At 49.0% G+C, this 23,628-nt stretch carries 10 protein-coding genes; 4 read left to right on the top strand and 6 right to left on the bottom strand.

All coding sequences use genetic code 11. The features are described from left to right. Positions 1 to 79: 79 nt before the first annotated feature. The 4 genes from istA (at position 80) to LEPBO_RS0132135 (ending at position 4,811) form a co-directional block, all read left to right on the top strand. The gene (istA, locus tag LEPBO_RS0132150; RefSeq protein ID WP_017291711.1) at positions 80 to 1,630 is read left to right on the top strand and encodes an IS21 family transposase; all 1,551 of its coding nucleotides are present in this window, start codon (positions 80 to 82) and stop codon (positions 1,628 to 1,630) included. A 15-nt stretch (positions 1,631 to 1,645) separates the two neighbouring features. After that, the gene (gene istB, locus LEPBO_RS0132145; RefSeq protein WP_017291710.1) at positions 1,646 to 2,407 is read left to right on the top strand and encodes an IS21-like element helper ATPase IstB; all 762 of its coding nucleotides are present in this window, start codon (positions 1,646 to 1,648) and stop codon (positions 2,405 to 2,407) included. Between the two features lie 237 nt (positions 2,408 to 2,644). Beyond that, positions 2,645 to 4,291 (top strand): ISL3 family transposase, encoded by a 1,647-nt coding sequence (locus LEPBO_RS0132140; RefSeq protein ID WP_026149073.1) that lies wholly within the window; start codon positions 2,645 to 2,647, stop codon positions 4,289 to 4,291. A 268-nt stretch (positions 4,292 to 4,559) separates the two neighbouring features. After that, complete coding sequence (locus tag LEPBO_RS0132135; RefSeq protein WP_071596260.1) at positions 4,560 to 4,811, top strand: site-specific integrase; 252 nt, start codon at positions 4,560 to 4,562, stop codon at positions 4,809 to 4,811. Positions 4,812 to 4,962: 151 nt separating this feature from the next. Here the strand turns inward: LEPBO_RS0132135 and LEPBO_RS0132130 are convergent, their stop codons facing one another. The 6 genes from LEPBO_RS0132130 to LEPBO_RS0132105 form a co-directional block, all read right to left on the bottom strand. Then, positions 4,963 to 7,554 carry a TonB-dependent receptor domain-containing protein gene (locus LEPBO_RS0132130; protein WP_017291706.1) on the bottom strand — a complete coding sequence of 864 codons (2,592 nt, stop codon included), beginning with the start codon at positions 7,552 to 7,554 and terminating at the stop codon, positions 4,963 to 4,965. Positions 7,555 to 7,749: 195 nt separating this feature from the next. Continuing rightward, on the bottom strand, positions 7,750 to 9,891 hold the full coding sequence (locus LEPBO_RS0132125; RefSeq protein WP_017291705.1) for an acylase: 2,142 nt from the start codon (positions 9,889 to 9,891) through the stop codon (positions 7,750 to 7,752). A gap of 34 nt (positions 9,892 to 9,925) precedes the next feature. After that, a complete protein-coding gene (locus tag LEPBO_RS0132120) occupies positions 9,926 to 10,681 on the bottom strand; it encodes a thioesterase II family protein (RefSeq protein WP_017291704.1) in 756 nt (251 codons plus the stop codon). A 21-nt stretch (positions 10,682 to 10,702) separates the two neighbouring features. Further along, positions 10,703 to 14,683, bottom strand: coding sequence for a non-ribosomal peptide synthetase (locus tag LEPBO_RS0132115; RefSeq protein WP_017291703.1), 3,981 nt, complete (start codon positions 14,681 to 14,683; stop codon positions 10,703 to 10,705). Then, positions 14,667 to 20,360: a non-ribosomal peptide synthetase gene (locus LEPBO_RS39070; protein ID WP_017291702.1), complete on the bottom strand. Its 5,694-nt coding sequence runs from the start codon at positions 20,358 to 20,360 to the stop codon at positions 14,667 to 14,669. The genes LEPBO_RS0132115 and LEPBO_RS39070 overlap by 17 nt, the downstream gene beginning before the upstream one ends. Beyond that, positions 20,353 to 23,622: a non-ribosomal peptide synthetase gene (locus LEPBO_RS0132105; protein WP_017291701.1), complete on the bottom strand. Its 3,270-nt coding sequence runs from the start codon at positions 23,620 to 23,622 to the stop codon at positions 20,353 to 20,355. Before LEPBO_RS0132105 ends, LEPBO_RS39070 begins: the two co-directional genes overlap by 8 nt. Between the last annotated feature and the right edge of the window lie 6 nt (positions 23,623 to 23,628).

The raw sequence follows: 23,628 nt of genomic DNA, 5'->3' as shown, positions 1-23,628 counted from the left end.
ACTTCGGCAGGTCATTCTCAGCCAACTTCGGCACATGGCTCTACACTGCGGTCGCAATTGACTGAAGGGTGTAGAAGACGTGAGCAAACGAACCGGACAAGGAGCGGGACTGTCGATGGACAAATTTCGAGAAATTATGCGGTTGCATGAGTTAGGACACAGCCAATGCTCGATTGCACAAAGTTGTGCGGTTGCACGGTCAACGGTACAAGATTACATTCGTCGAGCGACTGCAAAAGGATTGAGTTATGAACAGATTCAACAACTGAGTGACAGTGAAGCGAAGGCACAATTAGGAAAAGGAAAAAGAGCAGTTAAAGAGAAACTAGAGACAATCGATTTTACGACACTAGAGATAGAACTGCAACGTAAAGGTGTAACCTTGGCATTATTGTGGCAGGAGGGTATCGATAAGCAGCAATGGGACTGTAGCTATGGAACCTTTTGTCGTCGCTACAACAAGTGGAAAGTGCGTCACCAACTGACGATGCGACAGGTCTACAAGGCAGGTGAGAAGCTATTCGTAGACTATTGCGGACCAACGGTTGAAGTGATGCATCCAGAGACTCAGACCGTCACCCAAGCACAAATCTTTGTGGCATGTTTTGGGGCTTCCAACTACACCTATGCAGAAGCCACACCGAGTCAAGAATTACCGCATTGGATTGGCGCGCATCAACGCGCCTTGCCGTTTTTTGGGGGTGTGCCCGAATGCATTGTACCGGACAATCTCAAATCCGGGGTGACCGACCCGTGTCGCTATGAACCAGGGATCAACCGCAGTTACGAAGAGTTCGCTCGACACTTCAATGTGGTCATCTTACCCGCTCGTCCCAACAAACCAAAAGACAAAGCGAAAGTCGAAAAAGCGGTGCAAGAAGTCGAGCGACAAATCCTTGCCCCCTTACGACACGAGCGATTTACCAATTTTACTGACTTGAACGCAGCGATTCTGGTGCCCTTGCAGCATTTAAATGATCGCGTCATGAGCGGGTATGGAGTCTCCCGTCAGGTGTTATTTGAGCAGGTAGACAAGCCAGCCCTCAAAGCCTTGCCCAGTCACCCCTTTACGTTTGCACGCTGGAGAACGGCAAAGGTGAATTTGGATTATCACCTGGAAGTGGAAAAGCACTACTATTCCGTACCTTACTGGTATGTGCAACGCGAAGTCCAAGTGAAGATCGCTGAGCATTTGATTGAAGTCTTTCACGACCATCAGCGCATTGCGGTGCATGAACGCTCACGAGTGCAGTATCGACATTCTACCGTCGCTGAGCATATGCCCCCAGAACATTGGGAATATAAGCGTCAATCGAAAGAGCGCTTTCTCGCTTGGGCAGACCAGATTGGCAGTCACACTCGTGCTCAAGTTGAAGCAATCTTCAACACCAAAGCGCATGAAGAACAAGCCTTTCGGTCAATTCGAGGCATTCAACGACTGGCAACCACTCATGGAACCCAACGACTCGAAGCGGCTTGTCGGCGAGCGAATGCCTTTGGCATGGTGGGTTTGCGACGATTACGCTCGATTTTAGCCACGCGCCTTGATACGGCAACCGTTGAAGCTGAACCCGTTGCGACTTCTGCGATTGAACACCCCAACCTGCGCGGCGCTCAGTACTATCATTAATCTCAACCTAGACCTATGACCTCTTCTGTTACCGAACAATTGAAAGCGATGCGACTGGTGGGAATGCTCGATGCTTGGATGGAGCAACGCAACAGTCCGACCTATCATGATTTGAGTTTTGAAGACCGATTCACATTGCTGCTGGAACGTGAACAACTGCATCGTTCACAGATGCGCCTCCAACGCCGATTAAGGCAAGCTCAACTCTCAACGACGGCTCATCTCAGTGATATTGATTTTACGGTTCCACGCGGGTTGTCGAAGACGAAATTCTTGGAGCTAGCAGGTGGTAAATGGGTGCAAGACCATCTCAATCTGATTATTGTCGGAGCGACGGGAGTGGGCAAAACCTTTCTCTCGTCGGTACTGGCAGATCAGTTCTGTACTTTGGGACATTCCGTGCGCTACTTCAAGTGTGCAGATTTGCTGATGGAACTCAAATTTGCCAAAGCTGATGGCTCATTTCGTCGATTTCAGCAACAGATCGCGGCGTTTGAATTGATCATTCTAGATGATTGGTTGAGAGATGCCGTGTCGTCTGACCAAGCTCGCGATCTATTGGACTTACTCGATGTTCGTTACCGCACAGCTTCGTGTTTGTTTGCCACTCAACTGCCGGTCAATCAATGGCATTCGCAAATTCAAGACCCAACTTTGGCGGATGCCATGCTTGACCGCATTGTGCATGATTCCATCCGATTAGTTCTCAAAGGCGAGTCGATGCGAAAACTCACCAGTAAAGTCAATGTCAATTCCGATAGCATTGACGCAGAGTAATTTTGCTATCATTCCTTTTTCAGTTGATGTCTGTGTTGCTTTTAGCAGACATCTCATATTTGCGTAACTGTTTCTCAAACTGATTGCCTAGTAAAAAACATTTGCTATCTTGACTTGGTTCAGTTACGCTATCTCTAGACCTGCCGAAGTTGAGTGAGAATGACCTGCCGAAGTTCGGTTCACCGCAGGTTTTGGTGAAGATTTGTCAGAATGGTGATGAATCGCATCGGAAAGATAGTGGAACTCTTAACCCAATTGCTTCCTAACCCAGAACACCTGCAATTACAGAATTACGAACTTGATGTAGAACAGAGGCAGATTCGAGTTTTGATGGAATCGGTACAGCAGATTGTTCGTTGTCCCGTTTGTGATCAGGTTGCTCATCGAGTGCATAGTCTCTACGAACGAACATTGGCAGATTTACCGTGGGCAGATTACCAAATCGTAATCCAACTGACCGTGGGCAAGTTTTTCTGTGATCAGGAAAGATGCGATCGCAAAATCTTCACGGAACGGATCGCGGGCGTGATGGCTCCGTGGGCAAGACGAACGAAGCGATTAGCAGCACAACTGAGTGAGATCGCATTGTATACAGGCGGTGAAGGTGGGGCTAAACTGAGCAAAACACTGCACTGTGAGGTCAGTCAAAACACTCTGCTATCGCTGATCTCTCGCCAGTCGATACCTGCGGTGAAAACGCCCAAAGCGTTAGGAGTAGATGATTTTGCATTCCGGCGTGGACAACGTTACGGCACAATTTTGGTTGACTTAGAGACAAATCGACCGATTGTGCTGCTTCCAGATCGCGAAGCAGACACCTTAGCAGAATGGTTAAAAGAGCATCCAGGCGTGGAAGTTCTCTCCCGTGATCGATCAAAGACCTATCGACAAGGCATGACGAGAGGCGCACCGAATGCAACTCAGGTTGCAGATCGCTTCCATTTGTTGAAAAATTTAGCAGAAGTACTAGAGCGAATCTTAGCAATGCACACCCAGCAATTGAAAGCTGTGGAAGCCGCACAAATTCCTGTGAACGATGCCATCATGATTGCTCCCGTAGTACCTCGTCTAGCTATACAGGAGCGCTCTGCCAAGGCGCGAGAACGCCGATTTGCAAAGTACGAGCAAGTGCATCAGTTACGACAGCAAGGCTGGGAGATCCTGGAGATCGCCCGACATCTCGGCATGGGAAAACGCACGGTGTATCGCTACTTGAGCCATTCCAAGTTTCCTGAATGGCAACCACATCCACATCGAGGTCGTTCTCAACGTAGTCAACTCGATGCCTACAAACCCTATGTGCTGAACCAATGGAATCAAGGACAAAGCAATACGAAACAGTTGTTTGAAGAAATCCAACAGCAAGGGTATCGAGGGAGCTATCAAACGGTCGCTCGATACACTCATCGATTGCGGCAGACACAAAAGCAACACCGTGCTCAACTCGGTGTGCAACTCCAGCTTCCAATTAGCGATCTACAACACCCCCCGTTGACTGCTCGTCGAGCGACTTGGATGGTGATGCGTCGAGCGGATCAGCGAACGGATGTAGAGCAAGTTTTGATCGCAGACCTCAAAACACAACATCCCGAATTGGCAGCAGCGATTGATTTGACGCAAGGGTTTACAAAGCTGGTGCGAGAACGATTACCTCAGCAATTGGATATCTGGTTAGATCAAGCGATGAGTAGTTCAATGAAGCTGTTTCAGGGATTTGCTCAAGGGTTAAAAGAGGACTATGCTGCCGTAAAAGCGAGCCTCATGACTGATATCAGCAATGGACCTGTGGAAGGGAACATCAACCGATTGAAACTACTAAAGCGGCAGATGTATGGCAGGGCAAGTTTTGATTTACTCAATCGGAGATTTATCTTGACGAGCTAGAGCTATCAAACAGTAAAGCAAATCTTAATACGCATTGAAATCGTCTTACTTTATAGAATAGTAGGACGACAAATTTGTTTGTCTACACGCAATGGTTCAGGAAAGATAGAAATCCATTTTCGGTTAGAGAACTGAGATTGGCTACTTGAACAATGAAATGAATGCTGAATTTTCACATATTTAATCTAGCTCACCAAAACCTGCGGAGAACCCGAAGTTGTGAAAATACGCAGCACACTCGAATCGAACAAAGAGTCAGAAACAGCGATTGACCTATTGGGGAATTCGGGAAGTCATGCGATGGATTGAGACACAGACGGGCATTGATTTGCACTCGCACCGGGGGCGGCATACCTATGCGACGAATTTGCTAATCAAGTATGGCTTGGGTGAAGGGGAAGCGATGAAATTGACTCGACACCGCGATCGCAGAAGTTTCAAGCGCTATACAAATAAGAAAGAGATTTATGCCGCTCAAGTTGCCATCCTGAGAGCAAGTGGTCAGCTACCCTCCTCATGACCCCTCCATACTGATGCTAAAGGTATATTCAACTATCATTGCTGAGTTTGGGAAAAGGGTTATGCTTGAATTCTGGTATATCAATAGTCCGGGCAGGCAGGCAGCGATACTGCCCGGACTATTGATTGAAGTGCTATAGCAGAAAGTTCTATTAGAATGTGACGCGGTAGGTCACGCTTAGGGTGCGACCTTGTCCGGCATAATTTGCACTGTCAAAGAAGGGTGCAAAGTACTGCGAATAGACTGGGAAATATTGAGTATTCAAGAGATTCTGAATCCCAATCTGTAATTCACCTTGACCTAGTTGAATGCGACTGATAAAGTCCAGCGTGACATAGCTACTAATTTTGCCACCATCTACTCCATCTTGGAACGCGCGATCGCGATTACCCGAATAAAGCAGTTGCAATCGATTTCGCCAACCTGGAAGGGTTTCATTTTCTACATAGGCAGTCAGTTTTACAGGAGGAACGGTGATGCTATTTAATGCAAGAAAATTTCCATCCTCGTCCTCATCATTTTCTCCTTCTTGCCAGGTCAGTGTTCCACCGAAAGATAGTGTTTTTGTTGCTTGCCAATCTAAGGTCGCTTCAACCCCATAGGTTCTCTGAGGTGCACGAACAATCTCTAGATTATTGTTGACCAAGCGAAAATCTTCCCCTAGATCTGAAGTGTTGTAGAACCCAGAAATACTAGCCTGGACAGTTGACCATCGACCTCGTAGACCCACTTCATAGTTGTTGACTTTCTGAGGTTCTGTTAGCCGTATTGCATCGGTGACTCGCGTGAACCCACTTGGAGGTTCTCGCAAAATAAATCCAAAGCTTGGAACGGAAAATCCTTGTGAAAAGCTCGCAAAGGCACTCAATTGATCAGAGAGTTGATAGGTTGCACCTGCATTGAAGGCTACTGTGTCAAACTGACGATCGCCCCCTTGAACAGCTTGATCATTAATGGTGACGTAATCATCGATCTTTAAGCCAAGATTGACGTAGCGTAATCCCCCACTGAGATTGAGTCGATCGTTGGCATCCCACTGTAACTGGGCAAATAAGCCCAGGTCATTCACGGTATAACGAGGAACGAAGGTTCGTTCTGCAATTTTACGAAACACACTGCCACCACTGGCATCAAAGGCTTCTGGATCAAAAACCTCAATGTTTTGGAAACTTTTTTCGTTGTTGTAATCAACTCCCCATAGGAGTTGTAAGGTTTTGTCTGGGTTAAAGGGTGTGTTGACCTGGAGCCGTGTCCCGAATTGCTCGGATTCACCGGGTGTTCGTCCAATCACGCCTAGAAAGTCTCGACCATCAAAGGGAATCCCACTACCACGAAACGCATTGTTGCGATAGTAAACCTGCCCCTGTACTTTACTGCCAAAAAGATTCTGGTGCGTATAGTCGAGCGCTACATTCGTATTGCGAATATATGAGCCTTCAGTTGTGCCTAAAATTTGCAACCCATCGATCGCTAATGTGCGTGCTTTTTGAATTCCAGGTATCACATCGATGCTTGCATCTTCTGTTAAATTGTTATTTCTACGATTGTTGTAGTGAGTTGCAGTAAATTGCAATCGCTGTTGTGGATCGAGATCTACGCCAACTTTCAACAAGCCATTCAGAATCTGAGTATCGTCAGGACTCACGCTATTGGCAATTCGATCCCCTTCCGCGTCATAAAATGTGCCTGTTGTGGTTAACCCTATCCCAGTAGTTAGATCGACCGCTCCTTGCTTGGCAGATAACTGATATTGCAGGTTATACCCAAATTTGTCCTCTGAGCCTGTTAATGCAGTGGTGGTTCCAAGTTCAAGAGTAGAGGTCAATTGATTTGATGGTTTGCGGGTGATGATGTTGATGGTACCGCCCGTTGCTTGCCCTCCGTAGATCGAATTTGGCCCCCGAACGATTTCAATGCGCTCGATCGCACTCGGATCGATCGAGGTCAATTGCGTGGGCAAAGACTGTAGGTTTCCATTTTGAGGAACGCCATCGATCAAGACCGAAATGCCTCGTCCTCGCAAAGTTGAGCCAAAGGTATTGGTGCGTTGAGTTGGAGCGCTAAATCCTGGCACTGTATTCGCGAGAATATCTCCCAAATTTCGCGTGAGGCGTGATTGTTCTTCAATCTGCTGGCGGTTGATGATGGTAATCGATCGCGGCACTTTCTTTAACGGTTCCTCAGTACGGGTTGCCGTCACGACGACTTCTTCTTCTTCTGATTCCGCATCAGACCGTGTTGCTGTATCGGATGATGTTTTCCCATTCGCCAATACCGTGAGCGACAGCCCGGCAGCAGTGGGAGCGATCTCGACATTAGGAAGTTCGCTTTTGCTAATAATTTCTACTTGTACTTGTATATTACTGACTTGTTGAACTTGTACTTGCGAGATTTCAGCCGTTGGATTGTTTGCTTGAAATGATTGCCCACTTGGTAATGCCAGCGCTGCATTTTCAAAGGTTGCAATCCAACGATTCCCCGATGTTTGAATGATAGGCTTCAAAGCTGCATTGGGCGCTGTAGTGAGTTGTAGGGCTAAACCATTCTCTGTCGATCTCACTTGGACATCAGTAATATTAACCCGTTCCACGGTTGGCGGAGCCTGTGCTACTACAGTGCCTGCTGCGGTTGATATAGACTCGATTTCAGGGAGCCTCGAAACCTGAGCATCTGCCGGTTTCACCCCTTGTAATAATGCTAAAAAAGGGACAACTGCCCACAACCAAGCCTTTGCACTCATCATTTTTCCCTCGAACACATTTTAGGGACTTATTAAGAATATTTTTCAAATAAGTCAATCAAGAATTTATCAGAAAGCTTGCATGACTGTCAAAGACTAAAGGCTCAACTTCAGAAACAATCTGACTCAAATTGCAAGGGTCAAGATTTGCTAGACGTGATGATTAGTGAAGCAATTTGAGCCGGGAGCGGTATTTCTTCAAAATGTTTGTCGCTCAGCTAGATGAGCCAAAATTTCCTGACGCGATCGCCAGACTGGGCGGAGTTGCTTTTGGGAGAACGCTTTCAATTGATCGCCAACATGAGCAGAATGGGGTTGAGTTGCATTGCCATAGCTTGTGAGTGCCATCGCCCGAACTGGGTTAGAAAATTCGATCGCAGCAGTAAAGGTATCACCATCGCTCGATTCAAATTGCCCTTGGTCGTTCGGAACAAAGTTGAGCACCCGGAAAATTCCGAGCTTTCCGGGACCTCCATTAGCAGGTAAATCGATCGAGCCATAACGTAAGCGGAACACGTCTCCCCAAGGCACATCTAGTGCTCCATACGCTGTTTTCACTTTAGTAGCTGCGGTTTTTAAGGCGGCAACTGCGCTTTTTGGATTGCTCAATCCATTGGGTGTTGTGCGAGGAGCGTTTTCGTTCCAGGGTGTTGCAAATGCTTTGGAAAGGTTCATCGCTTCCACCCAAGCGGCAAAGAGAACCGCACCCCGACTCTCTGCATTGGCATTACGATCCCACGCTTTCAGAATTGGAATGGCTTGACGCACAATTTCGCTACTATCATTTGTGGCTGCACGCAGTAAGTCATCTAGCACACGATCGGCAAGCTCCATATGAGTTGAATGTTTGTACTGAATCATCTCTTCAAATGAGATGCGGCTATCTTCAGTGAGCATTCGAGCGGAACTTTGGGCACGAAAATTCATGGGTCCACGGGGAGCCATGTAAGAGGGATAGTCATTGGCATCGATCGCACGAGGAAAGGTCGTTGTCCAGGGTGGATCGTTAGCATTTTGCAGCCAACCGCTAGCAGGATCTAGAACACGTGGTAATTGATCATAGCGATGATAGTTTGTCCACAATGTCGCAGATGTATCCCCAGGAATGATGCCTTCCCAATAGGCGAAGTCTCCCTGTTTTCGCACCGGAACTTGTCCATTGAACAGGTGCATGATATGTCCCTCGCGATCGGCGTAGATCACGGTGAACATGGGGAGTTGTAATGGGCGTAGAGCAGTTTCAAATTGAGATAGGTTGGTGGCTCGTGCCATGTTCCACCACTGCTCTAGCAAGCCAGGTTGATCAAGTCCAACGACTCTCAGTGCGATCGCTTTACCCTTCTCTTCTTTGATGACTGGGCCATGAATCGATCTCCGCACCATCAGTTTTTCTTTACGCAATTTGCCGTCTGACTGCTTAACTTTCAGAGTTTTTTCTTCTCGTTCAAAAGGACGGACTTTATCATCGAACCGATAGCCTCCATGACTTAATGTCAGTTCGTAGGTATCCCAACCGTCGTGGGTGTTCACCGTGTGTGTCCAGCCTAAGTGATCATTAAATGCGATCGCTAAAACAGGAATCCCGACGAGTGTTGCTCCATAGGCATCAATTCCGGGAGCAGTGATTTGGGCTTCGTACCAAAGAAATAGATCCGACCACGGTAGATGAGGATTGGCAAGGAGCATAGCGTTGCCACTTTCAGAGTGGGAAGGTGCGATCGCCCAAGCGTTTGATCCCCTTGGAACTTCTTCGTCGGTCAAACCAGCTAGCATTTGGGGATCAACGACAAATGTAAAGTGAAGAACTCGTTGACTATGCGCTATTACGTCTACGGCATGAATGGGTAGCACCCGCTCAACCTCATCACCAATCAAATCAGGGTGTTGAGTCGCATAGGCATTGATACCAGCCGCAAAGGCATCAAGCGCACGACGGAAGGTGGGGTTCTGGGCTTCATACCATTGGCGAGCGCGATCGGGAATCCCCATGGTTTGTACCCAGCGATCGGATTCGAGATATTCTTTGCCCCAGTACTCAGCGGATCGTCCGCGTGCCTGACCATACAGCCGCAGCAGTAAGTTCCCGTGACTTTGCATCTGTGCCCACCCAAAAGCTTGAAATGCACTCGGCACGTCTTTACCAAAGATATGAGGAACCCCCATGGTATCCCAGAGAATCTCGGTCGCCTTGGGTTCAGCCGCAAGACTATAGGTTCCCAACATCAAGGTCAGAATGAAACCGAACAGTAATGGCAACACTCGAACTGCGTTGCGATTCAATCGTCTAGAGATAGAATCTAGACGGATAAAATGTGGTTTGGGCAATCGCAAATGCTTCATTGCATGAATACTAGAGAATAAAGAGTTGTCTTTGTTAACCGATCGCTGGCTCAACCGCTTGTAATTGTTGGGCGATCGCTTTTAATAGAAGCGATTGAGCCGAGTGCAGAAAGAAGTGATTCCCCAGAAATAACTGGATCTGAAAGGGCGCGATCGTTTGGGTTTGCCAAGCCTCAAGATCGTCTCGGCTCACTTCTAAATCCTGTAAGCCACCGAGCGCTGTGATCGGGCACCCTAAGGCTGGTTCAGGCTGATAGCGATAGGTGTCGATCGCGGCAAAATCTGCCCGTAGAATCGGAGTGAGCAGTTGCATGAGTTCCTGGTTTTGCAAGACCGCTTCAGGGGTGCCGTTCAGCCGACGTAGCTCCTGAATGAAGGCAGCGTCAGGCAAGGTATAGATGGGTGGATCTCGATCGGGAATGTAAGGAGCAGCACGACCAGAGACAAACAGATGACGGGGAGTTAATCCATACGCTTGACGCAGGAAACGCGCCAGTTCAAAGCTAATCAATGCGCCCATGCTATGACCAAATAGCGCAAAAGGTTGATTCAAATTGGGTAACAGCGATTGTGCGATCGCTTCGACTAATGGTTTTAACTGGGTGTAAGGTGCTAAGCGCATCAGTGTGCCCCGTCCTGGAAGTTCGACAGCACACACTTCGATGTTTTGTGGTAATTGATCCGACCACGAGCGGAAGATGGACGCGCTACCCCCGGCATAGGGAAAGCAGAACAATCGCAGTCGAGCTTGAGGATTGGGCTTTGAGCGGATGATCCAGTTACTGTGCATCACTTTAATGGTTAGTGCAAATTAGGCGGTGCGTTTCAAGCAATCTTTGATCTGTGCTGCTAAAACCTGAACGTTGGGTTCAGCAAGCATCGTGGTATGGTCTCCAGGAACAGTGTGAATGTCGATCGGTTGAGTTGACAGCGAAGCCCAACTGGAAATCGTGTCAGAAATGGTTTGATGCTCTGGGAGTGGCTGACTGGATCGAAAGAGGGTGATTTGACCGGAATAACGCTTCGGCACGTATCGCATTAGGGCGCGAGCATTGCTCTTATACACCTGAAGAAATGCCTGAATTTGACTTGGCTGAATATCTGGAGGAACAAAATTTGCAGCCTTCATCACCTCTAAAACATAATTCAACTGCTGCTCAGGGTCTAGCGATTGGAGTTCAGTGGGTGAAATCGACAACTGTTTACCAAAAAAGTGTGCAGTGGATTCTGCTAGATCAGCTAACAGTCTCGCATCTTCCAGAGAGTTAGTATTGTCTGTTGGAGATGGGGTGTTTGAGAGCGGTGGGGTGCTATCTAATAGGGCAAGTAGCGCGATCGCTTCACCTTGTTGTTGCAATTGTTGTGCCATTTCAAATGCCACGATTCCGCCCATTGACCAGCCCCCCAAATAGTACGGTCCTTGAGGTTGAATGGTTTTTAACGCTTGAATGTAGTGGGCTGCTAACGCTTCAACGGATTCTAGAGGAACTTCCTCACCATATAAACCAGGCGCTTCAACCCCATAAAACGGTTGCTCAGAACCGAGATGGCTTGCCAGACTGGCATAGCAAATCACATTGCCTCCGATCGGGTGCATGAAAAACAAGGGCGAGTTTGTTCCGTGCGATTGAATTTTAATCAGAGGCGATCGCTCCCAGGCTTGCGGTTGTTGTCGGAGAATTCCTGCAAGATGCTCGATCGTTGCAGCTTGAAGAAAGCTCGACAACGGCAATTTGTGCTGGAACTGTTTTTCAATTTGAGCAATGAGCCGAACTGCTAAAAGTGAATGTCCCCCTAGATCGAAGAAATTATCCGTCACACTGATGGGTCGCACATTCAGCAGGTCTTCCCAAATTTGGGTGAGTTGCAGTTCTAACGCTTCGCGGGGTGGCACAAAGGTCGTTTCCTGATCTGATTTGAACAGATCGGGAATGGGTAAGGCTTGCTTATCGATTTTACCGTTCGGCGTGAGCGGAAGGGTTTTTAACCGAATAAAGGCTGAGGGCAGCATATATTCGGGCATTTGGGCTTTCAAGAAATTGCGCCAGTCATGGGTGGTAGAGGTTGCCTGAGAATGGGAAATGACATAGGCAATTAGGCGCGGGTTGCCTGCCACATCGGAGCGAAGTAGAACGATCGCTTGTTGAATATCGGGATGCTGGCATAAGGCTGTCTCGATTTCGCCTAATTCAACTCGAAACCCTCGAATTTTAACCTGATCATCCATTCGCCCTAAAAACTCAAGGTTTCCATCCGTTCGGTATCGTACTAAATCACCTGTTTTGTACAATCGTCCGTCCTGACTAAATGGGTGATGGATAAAGCGTTCTGCGGTTAATTGGGGCTGGTTCAGATAACCTCGTGCTAGGTTGTCACCACTGATATAGAGTTCACCAGGAATGCCGATCGGGACAGGCTGCAACTGTTGATCGAGGACATAAGCCTGTGTGTTCGCGATCGGGCGACCCAGCAAAACAGAGTTCGTTCTTGCATGAGTAGGAAGGTCTTCCACTTGATAGGTCAGTACACCGATCGTTGTTTCTGTGGGTCCGTAGTGATTCAGAATGACACAGTTAGGAGCTAGCTGCTGGATCGTTTCAATTAAACTCCAGTTGCAAGCTTCCCCACCCAAAATTAACCGTTGACGAGGCAAAATATCAGCATTTCCACTAGCGAGCAACGCCTCCAGGTGAGAGGGCACGATTTTGAGGCAATCGATCGCATGGTAGCGGCAATAGTCTGCGAAAGCTTGCGGAGTTGTGGCGCGATCGGCAGAAATGATGTGAAGACAGCCCCCGGTGCAAAGAGCCGAGAAAATTGCTGTGTTTCCCAAATCAGCCGCGATCGTAGACACCGTAGCAAAGCTAGATCCTTCGGGCAGGTTCAAGCGTTCCAGAATGCCCTGCACATAATTGCAAAGTTGCTGATGTTCCACTGCCACGCCTTTGGGCTTACCTGTGGAACCAGAGGTATAGATCACATAAGCCAAGTTGGAGGGAGTAGGACGGTGGGAGAGTAGGGGCGAATCTGAGAAATCGGGTCGATTGTCTAAGCAGATCACTGGAGCCGTGATGTCAGGAATTGACTTGAGCAGAAGCGTTTGAGTCAGCAGCACTGAGATCTGGGCATCTTGCATCATGAAGGCTAAGCGCTCGCGAGGAAAAGCAGGATCGAGGGGCACATAGGCTCCTCCTGCTTTAAGAACGGCAAGCATCGCAATGATGAAATCACACGATCGCTCCAAGCAAATTCCAACCCGGACTTCGGGCTTAACTCCTAATGCTTGTAAATCGCAAGCAAGTTGAGCGGCGCGAGTATTCAGTTCGGCGTAGGTCAGTTGTTGGTCTTCAAAGATGACAGCAATCTGATTCGGAGTGCGATCGACTTGTGCCTCAAATCGCTTATGCATGCAGAACTTTGAGACAGGAGTTTGGGTATTGTTAAATTCAACAAGCAGTTGATGGCGCTGTCGATCGCTGAGAATGGGGAGTTGAGCGATCGTTTTTTGGGGATTTGCAACAATTCCCTCAATTAACACCTGCCAATGTTCCCCTAATTGCTGAATGTCTTCATCACTAAACAGAGTCGCGTCATAGTGAAATCGGGTGAACAAAGCCTCTGCGGTTTGAGTGCAGGAGAGGTTGAGCTTGAAGCGTTCTGTGTAAGGAGAGTGCCGTTCAAGCGTAAACACTAATCCGTCAGCAGCGTATACCGCAGGTTGATCATCAAAATCGAAACAAAATGGAAGTGCTTTCCATCCACGTTCAGATTGTTGCTCTAAATGGTTCCCAGTAAAGTAATCCTGCCATTGCAAATGATTCTGAACTGTTTGATCAATCGATCGTAGCAGTTGATCAAATGTCTCCTGTTCTTGCAGGCAGCACCGCAGCGGTAGATATTTGGCAAATAGACCGATCGCAGTTTCTAGTTCCTCATCATTGCGACCCTCACAGGCAGTACCGACGATGATCTCGCCTTGTTGAGTGAAGCGCCAGAGCAGAATCATCCAGCAAGCAAGAAAAAATGTGGCTGGGGTCGTGTTGTGCTGTTGGGTGAGTGCGTTGATTTTAGCGATCGTTTCCGGTGCGATCTGCTGCTCCAAAGCGCGAACATCAAAGGGAGCGGAACGAATGGATTTTGCTTTAAAGGGCAACTTTAGAGTGGTAATTCTTGAGAAGTCTTGTTGCTGCCAGTAGGTGTGACCGATGTGGGCATCCTCATCTTCTAGGAATTGATTTTGCCATTCTGAGAACTGCGTATATTGCACAATTTCGTCATCAAGTGTTTCACCCCGAAGGCAAGCCTGATAAGACTGACCCACCTCTTGAACGAGATTTTTCAGTGTTCTGGCATCAGCGCACAAAGCAGGCAAACTGAGCAACAAAATATGTTGTTGGGCTGACAGGGTTAACAAGGTAGATCGCAGCCCTGATCCATGCTCCACATCAAATGCTTGGCATCGATCTTGCTCAAATAAAGCATTGATGTGGGTCTGTTGTTGCTGGACAGATCCGCCTCGCAAATCGATCTTGTGCCATACGAGTTGACCACTTTCTGCAATGACCTGAATGGGAGTTTTTAGCCCACCCGGACGGACAAAATCAGTCCGCAGAATTTCGTGGCGATCGATGATTTGTTGAAGGGCAGATTTCAGCACTCCTAAATTCAGATCACCGTCAATCCGCACAGTGCATTGAACGCGATAGATGCCGTTCTCTTGTTGCACTTCCCAAAGCCGTTTTTGCTGTGGAGAAAGTCGAAATCCCTGAATCACTCTATCTTGCAACTGCATTGCCTGCCTCCAATCTTGCTGTCTCTGCGGGACTAACGAGTTCTCCCATTGCCACCACAATCTTGCGGGCACCCCCATAAGGATTACGCCCATGAGCGCTCAGCATGTTATCTAGCATCAGGATGTCACCTTTCTGCCAAGGGAATTGAACGGTGGCTTGCCGATACGCCTCACAAACTTCTTCAACGACTGAGTCTTCAATTGGTGTTCCGTCCCCATAGTAGACCTGACGCGGCAAGTTTTCCTCACCAAACAGGGAAAGCAGAGACTCTTGGACACTGAGATCGAGACAAGACAAGTGATGCAGTTGAATTTGATTGAAGAAGACCGTTTCCCCAGTTTTGGGATGCGTTGCGACTGCTGGACGAATTTCGCGAGTTCTCAAGCCATTGTTAGCTTTCCACTCAAACTCGATGCCATGATTGTGGCAGTAAGATTCTACAACGGATCGATCCGTGGTGTGGAAGAATCGGCTCCAACTAACATCGAGTCCATCGGTATAGTTCCGCACGTACATCAGTTGCTTTTGGGCAAAGTGTTCTTGTAACTTGGGATCGAGCAGTTGATAAACTTTTCGGCAATCTACGATCGGCGTTTCACCCCCCGATTGGGCAGGCTGCACACAGAAAAACCAGATCTTCATTGGGTAGCAGTGCAGATGCGAACTTTCGTTGTGGAACAAAATGGCTTTATCAGCCGGATAGGGAGTAGAGGTGTAGACGTTTTGGCTAACCTCTTCGCGGGGCAAGTCGCCGTATTCCCCAAATAGCGCTGGGCAAATCGTTTGGGCAAACCGCTCAAACTCTGGGACTGAAGCCGCATTGAATCCGCGAAAGAGAATTGCACCATGCTTTAATAACTCCGTTTCAAGCAAGCCCCGGTTGTTCTTTGCCCAACCAATTAGATCGATATCTTCTAGATTAGGCTGTACAACGAGGGGTAGGGGTTCTCCAGGCTGGAGATAGCTTGTGGTCACGAGTCCCGTTTCGGGTACGCTAATGGCTTTTGGTTGAATGGATTTAAATTTACTGAAACTCATGTTTTTGCGATCGCGGGGTTGATGAAGTGGTTTGGGTTCGGCTGCGGTTTGCAGACTCAATGTGCTAAGTCGTGCTTCGGGTGCAGCGACAATACTGGCAAGTAAAGCAGTGAAGTGATTTGCCATCTGAGCGATCGTGTCAGGGTCAAAGCGATCGACGTTGAACTTCCAGGCTATTTGAATGGCGGGTTCCGTCTCTGTCACAAAGAGGGCTAAATCAAATTTCGATAAGTCGTTCTCTTGGGTGTCGAGAGGATGCAGCGTCAGATCCGTTAGCTCGATCGTCGGAACGGGCGTATTTTGCAACACGAACAACACCTGAAAGAGCGGAGTCTGATGTAAGTTGCGCTCTGGTTGCAATTCTTCGACCAGTTTGTCAAAAGGTAGGTCTTGATGAGCATAGGCGTTGAGTGTGACTTCCCGGACTTGTTGCAGCAGTTCCCGAAAGCTAGGATTGCCGCGCATATCTGATCGCAGCACCAAGAGATTGACGAAGAAACCGATGAGCGATTCTGTTTCGCTATGGGTGCGATTAGCAATGTCGGTGCCCACCACAATGTCATCCTGATGGGTGTAGCGATGCAGCAACGTTTGCAAAGCTGCCAGCAGCGTCATGAATAGAGTGACATTCTCTTGACGACTGAGGGATTGAAGCTGTCTAGAGAGATCGACCGAGAGTTCACTGGTATGGCTTTTGCCCTGGTAATTCTGGCTTTTAGGTTGGGATGGCTTCGTCGGTAACTTCAACGGCGGCAAATTGCCCCCTAAAAGCTGCTGTTTCCAGTAGTGAAGCTGCTGGTCTAGCACGTCTCCCTGCAACCATTGTCGCTGCCACACAGCAAAGTCAGCGTATTGGATCGGTAACGCAGGCAGGGGAGAAGGCTGACCTGTACAAAACGCTTCGTACAATGCCATTAATTCACGCAGTAGCACTCCCATAGACCAACCATCCGAAATGATGTGGTGCATGGTCAATAGCAAGACATGCTCTGTTGCATTCAACCGGAGCACTGTTACCCGCAGTAGTGGACAACAGGTTAGATCAAAGGGCTTACGGTCTTCCTCATCAACTAGGTGTTGGACAGCCGTCTGCTGCTCGGCAGGGGAGAGAGATCGCAGGTCTACAACCGGGACGGGCAGGGTCAAAGTCGGAGCAATGATCTGGATGGGTTGTCCTTCTACGACAGCAAAGGCAGTTCGCAGGGCTTCATGGCGTCGCACGACTTCGTTCACACTTTGCTCTAGTGCAGATATATTGAGCGTTCCGGCTAAGCGAACGTGAGCAGAAAAGTTATAGAGTGCGCTATCGGGTGCAAGCTGACTGAGAAACCACAGCCGTTGTTGGGCAAAGGATAGAGGCAATGCTTGAGTACGATCGACGGGTTGCAGAGGCGGAATGGCAAGCTGTTGTCTGGTTTTCATTGCCTTCTCGATCTGCGGTGCCAATCGCGCGATCGTAGGAGTTTCAAACAGCACACGCAACGGCAACTCCACATTGAACACATCCCGCACGCGTGACATGAGTTGTGTGGCTAAGAGGGAGTGTCCACCAAAGGCGAAGAAGTCATCGTGAATGCCTATCTCGGCTCCGAGAATCTGCGACCACAGAGAAGCTAGCATTTCTTCAACGGGTGTCTGTGCGGCTTCAAGTGTTGGGTCTAGCTCAGATGGAATCTCACTCGGTGCAGGAAGTGCTTTGCGATCGACTTTGCCGTTTGGGGTTAAAGGTAATGCTTCTAGCCGTACAAAAGCAGCAGGCACCATGTAGTCAGGGAGCTTTGTGTTGAGAAAGCTGCGCCATTCAGAATGAGACGCGGAGACAGGGACAACGTAAGCAATGATGCGTTGATCGCCGAATTCGGTTTCTCTGACGGTAACGGCTGCCTGCTGTACGGTGGGATGTTGACACAATACGGATTCAATCTCACCGAGTTCGATGCGGAAGCCCCGAACTTTTACCTGATGGTCGATGCGTCCCAAACACTCGATCGTGCCATCCGAGCGGTAGCGGGCGAGATCTCCAGTTCGATAGAGTCGTGTTTGCTGCTGCTCTGGCAGTTCAAGCTGGAGAAACCGATCTGCGGTTAATTCTGGACGATTGAGATAGCCTCTGGCTAACCCTGCACCTCCGATGTAGAGTTCACCCGTGACCCCGACTGGAACAAGTTGTCGATCGCGATCCAACACGTAAATCTCGGTATTGGCGATCGGGCATCCGATGGGAACGGGTTCGTTGTCAGATTCAACCGCATGAATCGTAGACCAGATGGTGGTTTCGGTAGGACCATACAGATTCCAGAGGGCAGCACACTTAGACCGTAACTGACTTGCCAGATCCGCTTGCAGTGCCTCTCCACCACAAAGCACTTTCAGTTGTGCGTTACCCTGCCATCCTGATGCCAGTAGAAGCCGCCAAGTCGCAGGCGTTGCTTGCATGATCGTGGTGCCGGATTGGACTAACGCTTCAGATAACCGCACCCCATCACAGGCGACTGCGCGACTGGCAATCACGACACGGGCACCCACTGTCAATGGCAGAAAGAGTTCTAGCGCGGCAATGTCAAAGGTGATGGTCGTAACCGAGAAGAAAAAATCTTGGGAGGTGAGGTTGAGGTGTTGCTGAAGTGATTGGATAAAGTTGGACAGCGAATGGTGTTCGATTTGCACTCCCTTGGGCTTGCCCGTAGAGCCAGAGGTGTAGATCACATAGGCGAGGTGGTCGGGAGAACAGGGGAGCGGGGAACCGGGGGAGAGCGTTGTCCAATCAGAATCGAGGTAGAGAACTTTTGGATTAGATTGGGTAAGCGGAGGGGAGAGATGCGATTGAGTCAGCAAAATCTCAACGTCTGCATCCTCTAGCATGAAGGCGATACGGTCTTGCGGATATGCCGGATCGATCGGGAGATAAGCCCCACCTGCCTTGAGAATTGCGAGAATGCCGACCAGCATTTCTAGGGAGCGATCGACACAAATTCCCACTAACCCATTGGGACGAACGCCTAACGTTTGCAAATGACTTGCCAGTTGGTTGGCTCGATCGTTCAGGGCTTGATAAGTCAGGTGTTCCTGCTCGAATACAGCAGCGATCGCGTCCGGGGTTCGTTTGACCTGTGCCTCAAATAACTGGTGAATGGGGACTTGGGCAAATTCAACTTGAGTCTGGTTCCATTCCTGGAATTGGTGCTGTTCTGCCTTTGTCAGTAAAGGTAAATTTGAGAGACGATCGTTCTCATGGGCGACAATTCCTTCTAGTAAGGTTTGGAAGTGTCCTAACATTCGAGCGATCGTCTCATCATCAAATAAATCTGTGCTGTACTCGATCAGGGCTTGCAACCCTGCTTCGGTTTCTGCCATGTTGAGGCTCAGATCGAACTGAGTAGTTTCTCCAGCAGTTTCTAGGTTACTCAGCGTTAAACCGGGGAGTTCCAGGTCAGCCATCGGTGCGTTCTGAAGCTGGAACATTACCTGAAAGACTGGGTTATAGCTCAAGTTGCGTTCGAGGTGCAGTGTCTCAACCAGTCTTTCAAATGGCAAGTCTTGATGCGCGTATGCGTCGAGTGTGGTTTTGCGAACTTGAGCCAATAGCTCTCGAAACGTGGGATTGCCTGAAACGTCAGTGCGAAGAACCAAAGTGTTAATGAACACCCCAATGATATTCTCCACTTCCAGGCGATTGCGGTTCGCGATCGGGGAACCCACTAGAAGATCAGTTTGCCCAGTATAGCGATACAGCAAGGTCTTAAAGGCTGCCAGCATCGTCATAAAGAGAGTTGTATCCTCACGACGGCTGAAGGCTTTCAGTTCCTCCATCAAGGCGTTGGGTAGTATGAGAGATTGATAGGCTCCCCGAAAAGTCTGCACCGGAGGACGGGGACGATCCGTGGGCAGTTCGAGCAGAGGTGGGGCGTGCTGGAGTTGCTGTTGCCAATAGTGGAGTTGAGTCTCTAGGACATCGCCTTGAAGCCACTGCCGTTGCCACACGGCAAAATCGGCATACTGAATCGGTAGTTCTGGCAGTGAAAGAGACTCGCCTGTCGAAAAAGCACTGTAGGCTTGGGCAAATTCTTGGATCAACACACCCAATGACCAGGCATCGGCAATGATGTGATGCAGCGTGAACAGAAGGACGTGCTGCGTCTCGCTCAGTTGGAGTAAGCAAACCCGCAGGAGCGAATCGTTCCCTAAATCAAAGGGAAGTTGGGCTTCTGCTTGAGCGAGTTGTTGCACTCTCTGGGTTTGTTCAGGTTCTGAACAGTGATGCAGATCAACGATCGACAAATTGTGCGATCGAGCGGTTGCAATTACCTGAACAGGATCTCCTGCTACGGTGGTAAAGTTTGTCCGTAAGGCTTCATGACGCTGAATTAGTGCGTCTAAACTGTGTTCGAGTGCTGCAATATTCAGGTGTCCCTTCAGCAGAATAGCCGCAGGCATATTGTAGAAAGCGTTACCGGGTTCTAGCTGATTGAGAAACCACAAGCGCTGTTGGGCAAAAGACAGCGGGAACGTGTTCGTCGATCGTGCCTGTCGTTGAATCTGAGTTGGGGTTGGGTGCTGGCTCGTCTGATGCAGTCGTTGCAGCAGCAATGCCCGCTTTTCTGGTGAGAGGGCAGCAAGGCGTTGGCTTAGATCACTCATGGTCAATGCTCCCGGTGGAAGATGTTTCAGCAATCAGGGCAGCTTTAACGTCAGCTTCCGGCAATTGCTCTAAGTCTGCTATCAGGTGAGCCAGGAGGTCATGGTCTGCTTGCTCTAGTTGTTTGTCAGCAATCACCTCGGCTAAAGCAGCGATCGTGGGGGCATCAAACAGTTGACGCATGGGTAAGTCGATCCCCAAAGCATTGTGAATGCGAGAGGTGACTTGCGTGAGCAAGAGGGAATGTCCGCCCAAGTCAAAGAAGTCGTCATACACACCGATTTGTTCGAGTCCCAAAACTTCCGCCCAAATTGCGGCTAGGGTTGATTCGATCGAATTGCGAGGCGCAATATAGGCAGCTTCTAGCTCGGGTCTGACTTGTTCGGGTGCGGGTAAGGCTTTGCGATCGACTTTGCCATTAGAGGTGAGCGGCAGCTTCTTTAACACCACAAACGCAGACGGCACCATATAGGCAGGAAGTTTTTCCTGAAGAAACGGTCGGAGAATGGAGGCGTTGGGCGTGGCAGAAGGTGCAGGAACGAGATAGGCAACCAGGCGTTGATCTCCAGGAGTATCTTCGCGATCGATGACAACTGCTTGCTGCACGGCTGGATGCTGAGCCAGAACAGTTTCAATTTCGCCTAGCTCAATGCGGAAGCCGCGAATTTTGACTTGATGATCGATACGCCCCAAATATTCGATCGTGCCGTTGGGAAGAAATTGAGCCAGGTCACCGGTTTTATACAACCGAGAACCTGAGCAGAAGGGGTTAGGAATAAAGCGTTCTGCTGTGAGTTCAGGACGATTGAGATAGCCCCGCGCGACTCCTGCGCCACTGATGTATAGCTCACCGGGAAACCCGGTGGGAACTGGTTGAAGATTGCGATCGAGCAAATAAAGCTGAGTGTTGGCAATGGGGCGACCGATTGGAATGGAACCTGTCGAGGGTTGATCGGAAGGAACCCAGTAGACACAGCAGCCGACTACGGTTTCTGTTGGACCATACTCATTCACCAAAGCCGTTTCAGGAGCGGCAGTTTGCCAGAAAGCAATGTGCTGTGCCGTCAGATTTTCACCGCCAATCACGAACATCTGGGTTCGATGCGACGCGGTTTCAGCAGGAAGCTGTTGTGCCAGTAGTTCGAGTTGTGCAGGGGTAATTTTGATCAAGCTATAGTTCGACTTTGTTTGGAGCGCAATGGCTAACGCTTCAATTCCCAAGTCTTCGGGCAGTAGTTCGACTTTCGAGCCGACCAGTAAGGGCGCAAATAGCCCCGTAATCGTGGCATCAAACGCGATCGACGAATGAACTAATGCCCCCTCCCCCTGCTCAACCCCATACGCTTGCGTACACCAGCACAAGTAATTGACGAGTCCTCGATGCGGAATTAAGGTTCCTTTGGGTTTTCCAGTCGAGCCGGAAGTATAGATCACATAAGCCAGGTGGTCTGGTGTGAGCGAGGATGGCGGGTTTTCTGCACTCGATCGTTCGATCGTCTCCCAAGCGGAATCGAGACAAACGAGTTGGGCTGAAGTGTCAGGCAAGCGATCAAGGAGTCGCGCCTGGGTCAGCACGACAGGAGCCTGGGTGTCTTCTAACATAAAGGCGATGCGCGCTTGGGGATAAGCCGGGTCAAAGGGCACATACGCTCCCCCTGCCTTTAAAATGCCGAGAATCCCAACCAGCATGTCTAGAGAGCGTTCAACACAGATTCCGACAAGCGTTTCAGATTTGACACCGAGCGATCGCAGATAATGGGCTAATTGATTGGCACGAGCATTGAGTTCAGCATAGGTCAGATGCTGGTCACCACAGACAACTGCAATGTTGTTTGGAGTATGATCAACCTGTTGTTCAAACAGATGATGAAAGCATTGATTTGGATAATCGAATTGCGTGTGATTGAACGCTACGAGCAGTTGATGCCGTTCACGATCGCTCAAAATATTTAAGGTACAAATTTCTGCTTGCGGGTTGTAAATCACGCTTTCGAGGAGCGTCTGCAACTGTTCTGCCAAGCGTTGGATGTCCTCAGCTTGAAGGACAGTTGCATCATAATGAAAATCTGTGGTTAGACCGTCATGGCGATCGATACAAGAAAGCCTGAGTTTGCAGCGATCGACACACACAGAAAATCGATCAATTGACCAGGAAAGCTCAGAACCGCAACTGGTGAGATCCAGCGTTTCAAAGTCAAAGCCAAAGGGCAAGATGGATGGATCGCGCGCTTCTTCCTCCCAAGCAAAATATTCCTGCCAAGTGTCGGCTTCACGCTGCAACTCCTCGGTTTTTCGTAACACATTTATGAATTGAGCACGATCGCTTAGTTGCCCATATAGCGGCAAATATTTCACGAAGGTGCCGATCGCGGGTTCTAGTTCTTCGTACTTTCGTCCGCTAAAGGCGGTGTTCACCACCACCTCAGATTGCCCCGTTAAGCGCCACAGCAGAATTTGCCAGCAGGTGAGTAAGAAAGTTTCTGTAGAACACTCGTATGTTTTCGCAAATTCATTGATCTCGGCGACTAATGGCGAAGCGATCGTGGCACTAAAAACATGGGGCTGAAAAGTAGAGGATTTAGTAGTCGAGCGTTCATAGGGCAACTTGACTGTGAGTGCTTCTGCGATCGCTAGCTTGCGCCAATAGCGTTTTGCCGTTTCGCTTTCTTCAGCGTCTAACAATTCGTTTTGCCATGCTGCAATATCGGCATACTGTAACGGCTCATCGGTTAATTCCTGATTCTGGGTGCAGGCACGATAGACCTGACTGATCTCACGAATTAAGTTTTTGACTGCCACGCCATCTCCGCAGAGGGCAGGTAAACAGATCAACAGCATGTGCTTCTGAGCCGACAGCATCACTAAAGCAACCCGAAACAGCGATCCTTGCTCGAAGTCAAACGGAAGTTGACCGAATTCTTGAAAGAGAGCTTCGATTTGGCTCACTTGCACTTGAGCAGTACGATCGCTCAAATTCAGTTCGCTGTACCAAGAAAAATCGCACTCACCTATCACTTGAAGCGGGAGCGTAAGTCCGGGTAAGCATTTGAATGTAGTTCGGAGAATTTCGTGACGATCGACTACGTTCTGCAACGCCAATTTGAGTCTCTCGCGATCGAAGGCTCCATCAATCTGCACCGAAACCTGGACGCGATAAGGTTGGTGCTGATCCCTTTGCTGCAACTTCCACAGATGTTTCTGCTGCGGAGAAAGGGAATAGCCCTCGATCGTGTCTTGCTGTCTGTCTATACTTGCACTCTGCATGTTGAC

The organism is Leptolyngbya boryana PCC 6306 (assembly GCF_000353285.1).
GTDB lineage: Bacteria > Cyanobacteriota > Cyanobacteriia > Leptolyngbyales > Leptolyngbyaceae > Leptolyngbya > Leptolyngbya boryana.
Note: the sequence above shows the minus strand (reverse complement) of the source record. Positions and strands in the feature narration are given on the sequence as shown.

Coding starts and splice junctions, on each gene's coding strand:
- LEPBO_RS0132125 (WP_017291705.1), bottom strand. CDS start 9,891: ATGAAGCATTTGCGATTGCCCAAACCACATTTTATCCGTCTAGATTCT.
- LEPBO_RS0132130 (WP_017291706.1), bottom strand. CDS start 7,554: ATGATGAGTGCAAAGGCTTGGTTGTGGGCAGTTGTCCCTTTTTTAGCA.
- LEPBO_RS0132120 (WP_017291704.1), bottom strand. CDS start 10,681: ATGCACAGTAACTGGATCATCCGCTCAAAGCCCAATCCTCAAGCTCGA.
- istB (WP_017291710.1), top strand. CDS start 1,646: ATGACCTCTTCTGTTACCGAACAATTGAAAGCGATGCGACTGGTGGGA.
- LEPBO_RS0132115 (WP_017291703.1), bottom strand. CDS start 14,683: ATGCAGTTGCAAGATAGAGTGATTCAGGGATTTCGACTTTCTCCACAG.
- LEPBO_RS39070 (WP_017291702.1), bottom strand. CDS start 20,360: ATGAGTGATCTAAGCCAACGCCTTGCTGCCCTCTCACCAGAAAAGCGG.
- LEPBO_RS0132105 (WP_017291701.1), bottom strand. CDS start 23,622: ATGCAGAGTGCAAGTATAGACAGACAGCAAGACACGATCGAGGGCTAT.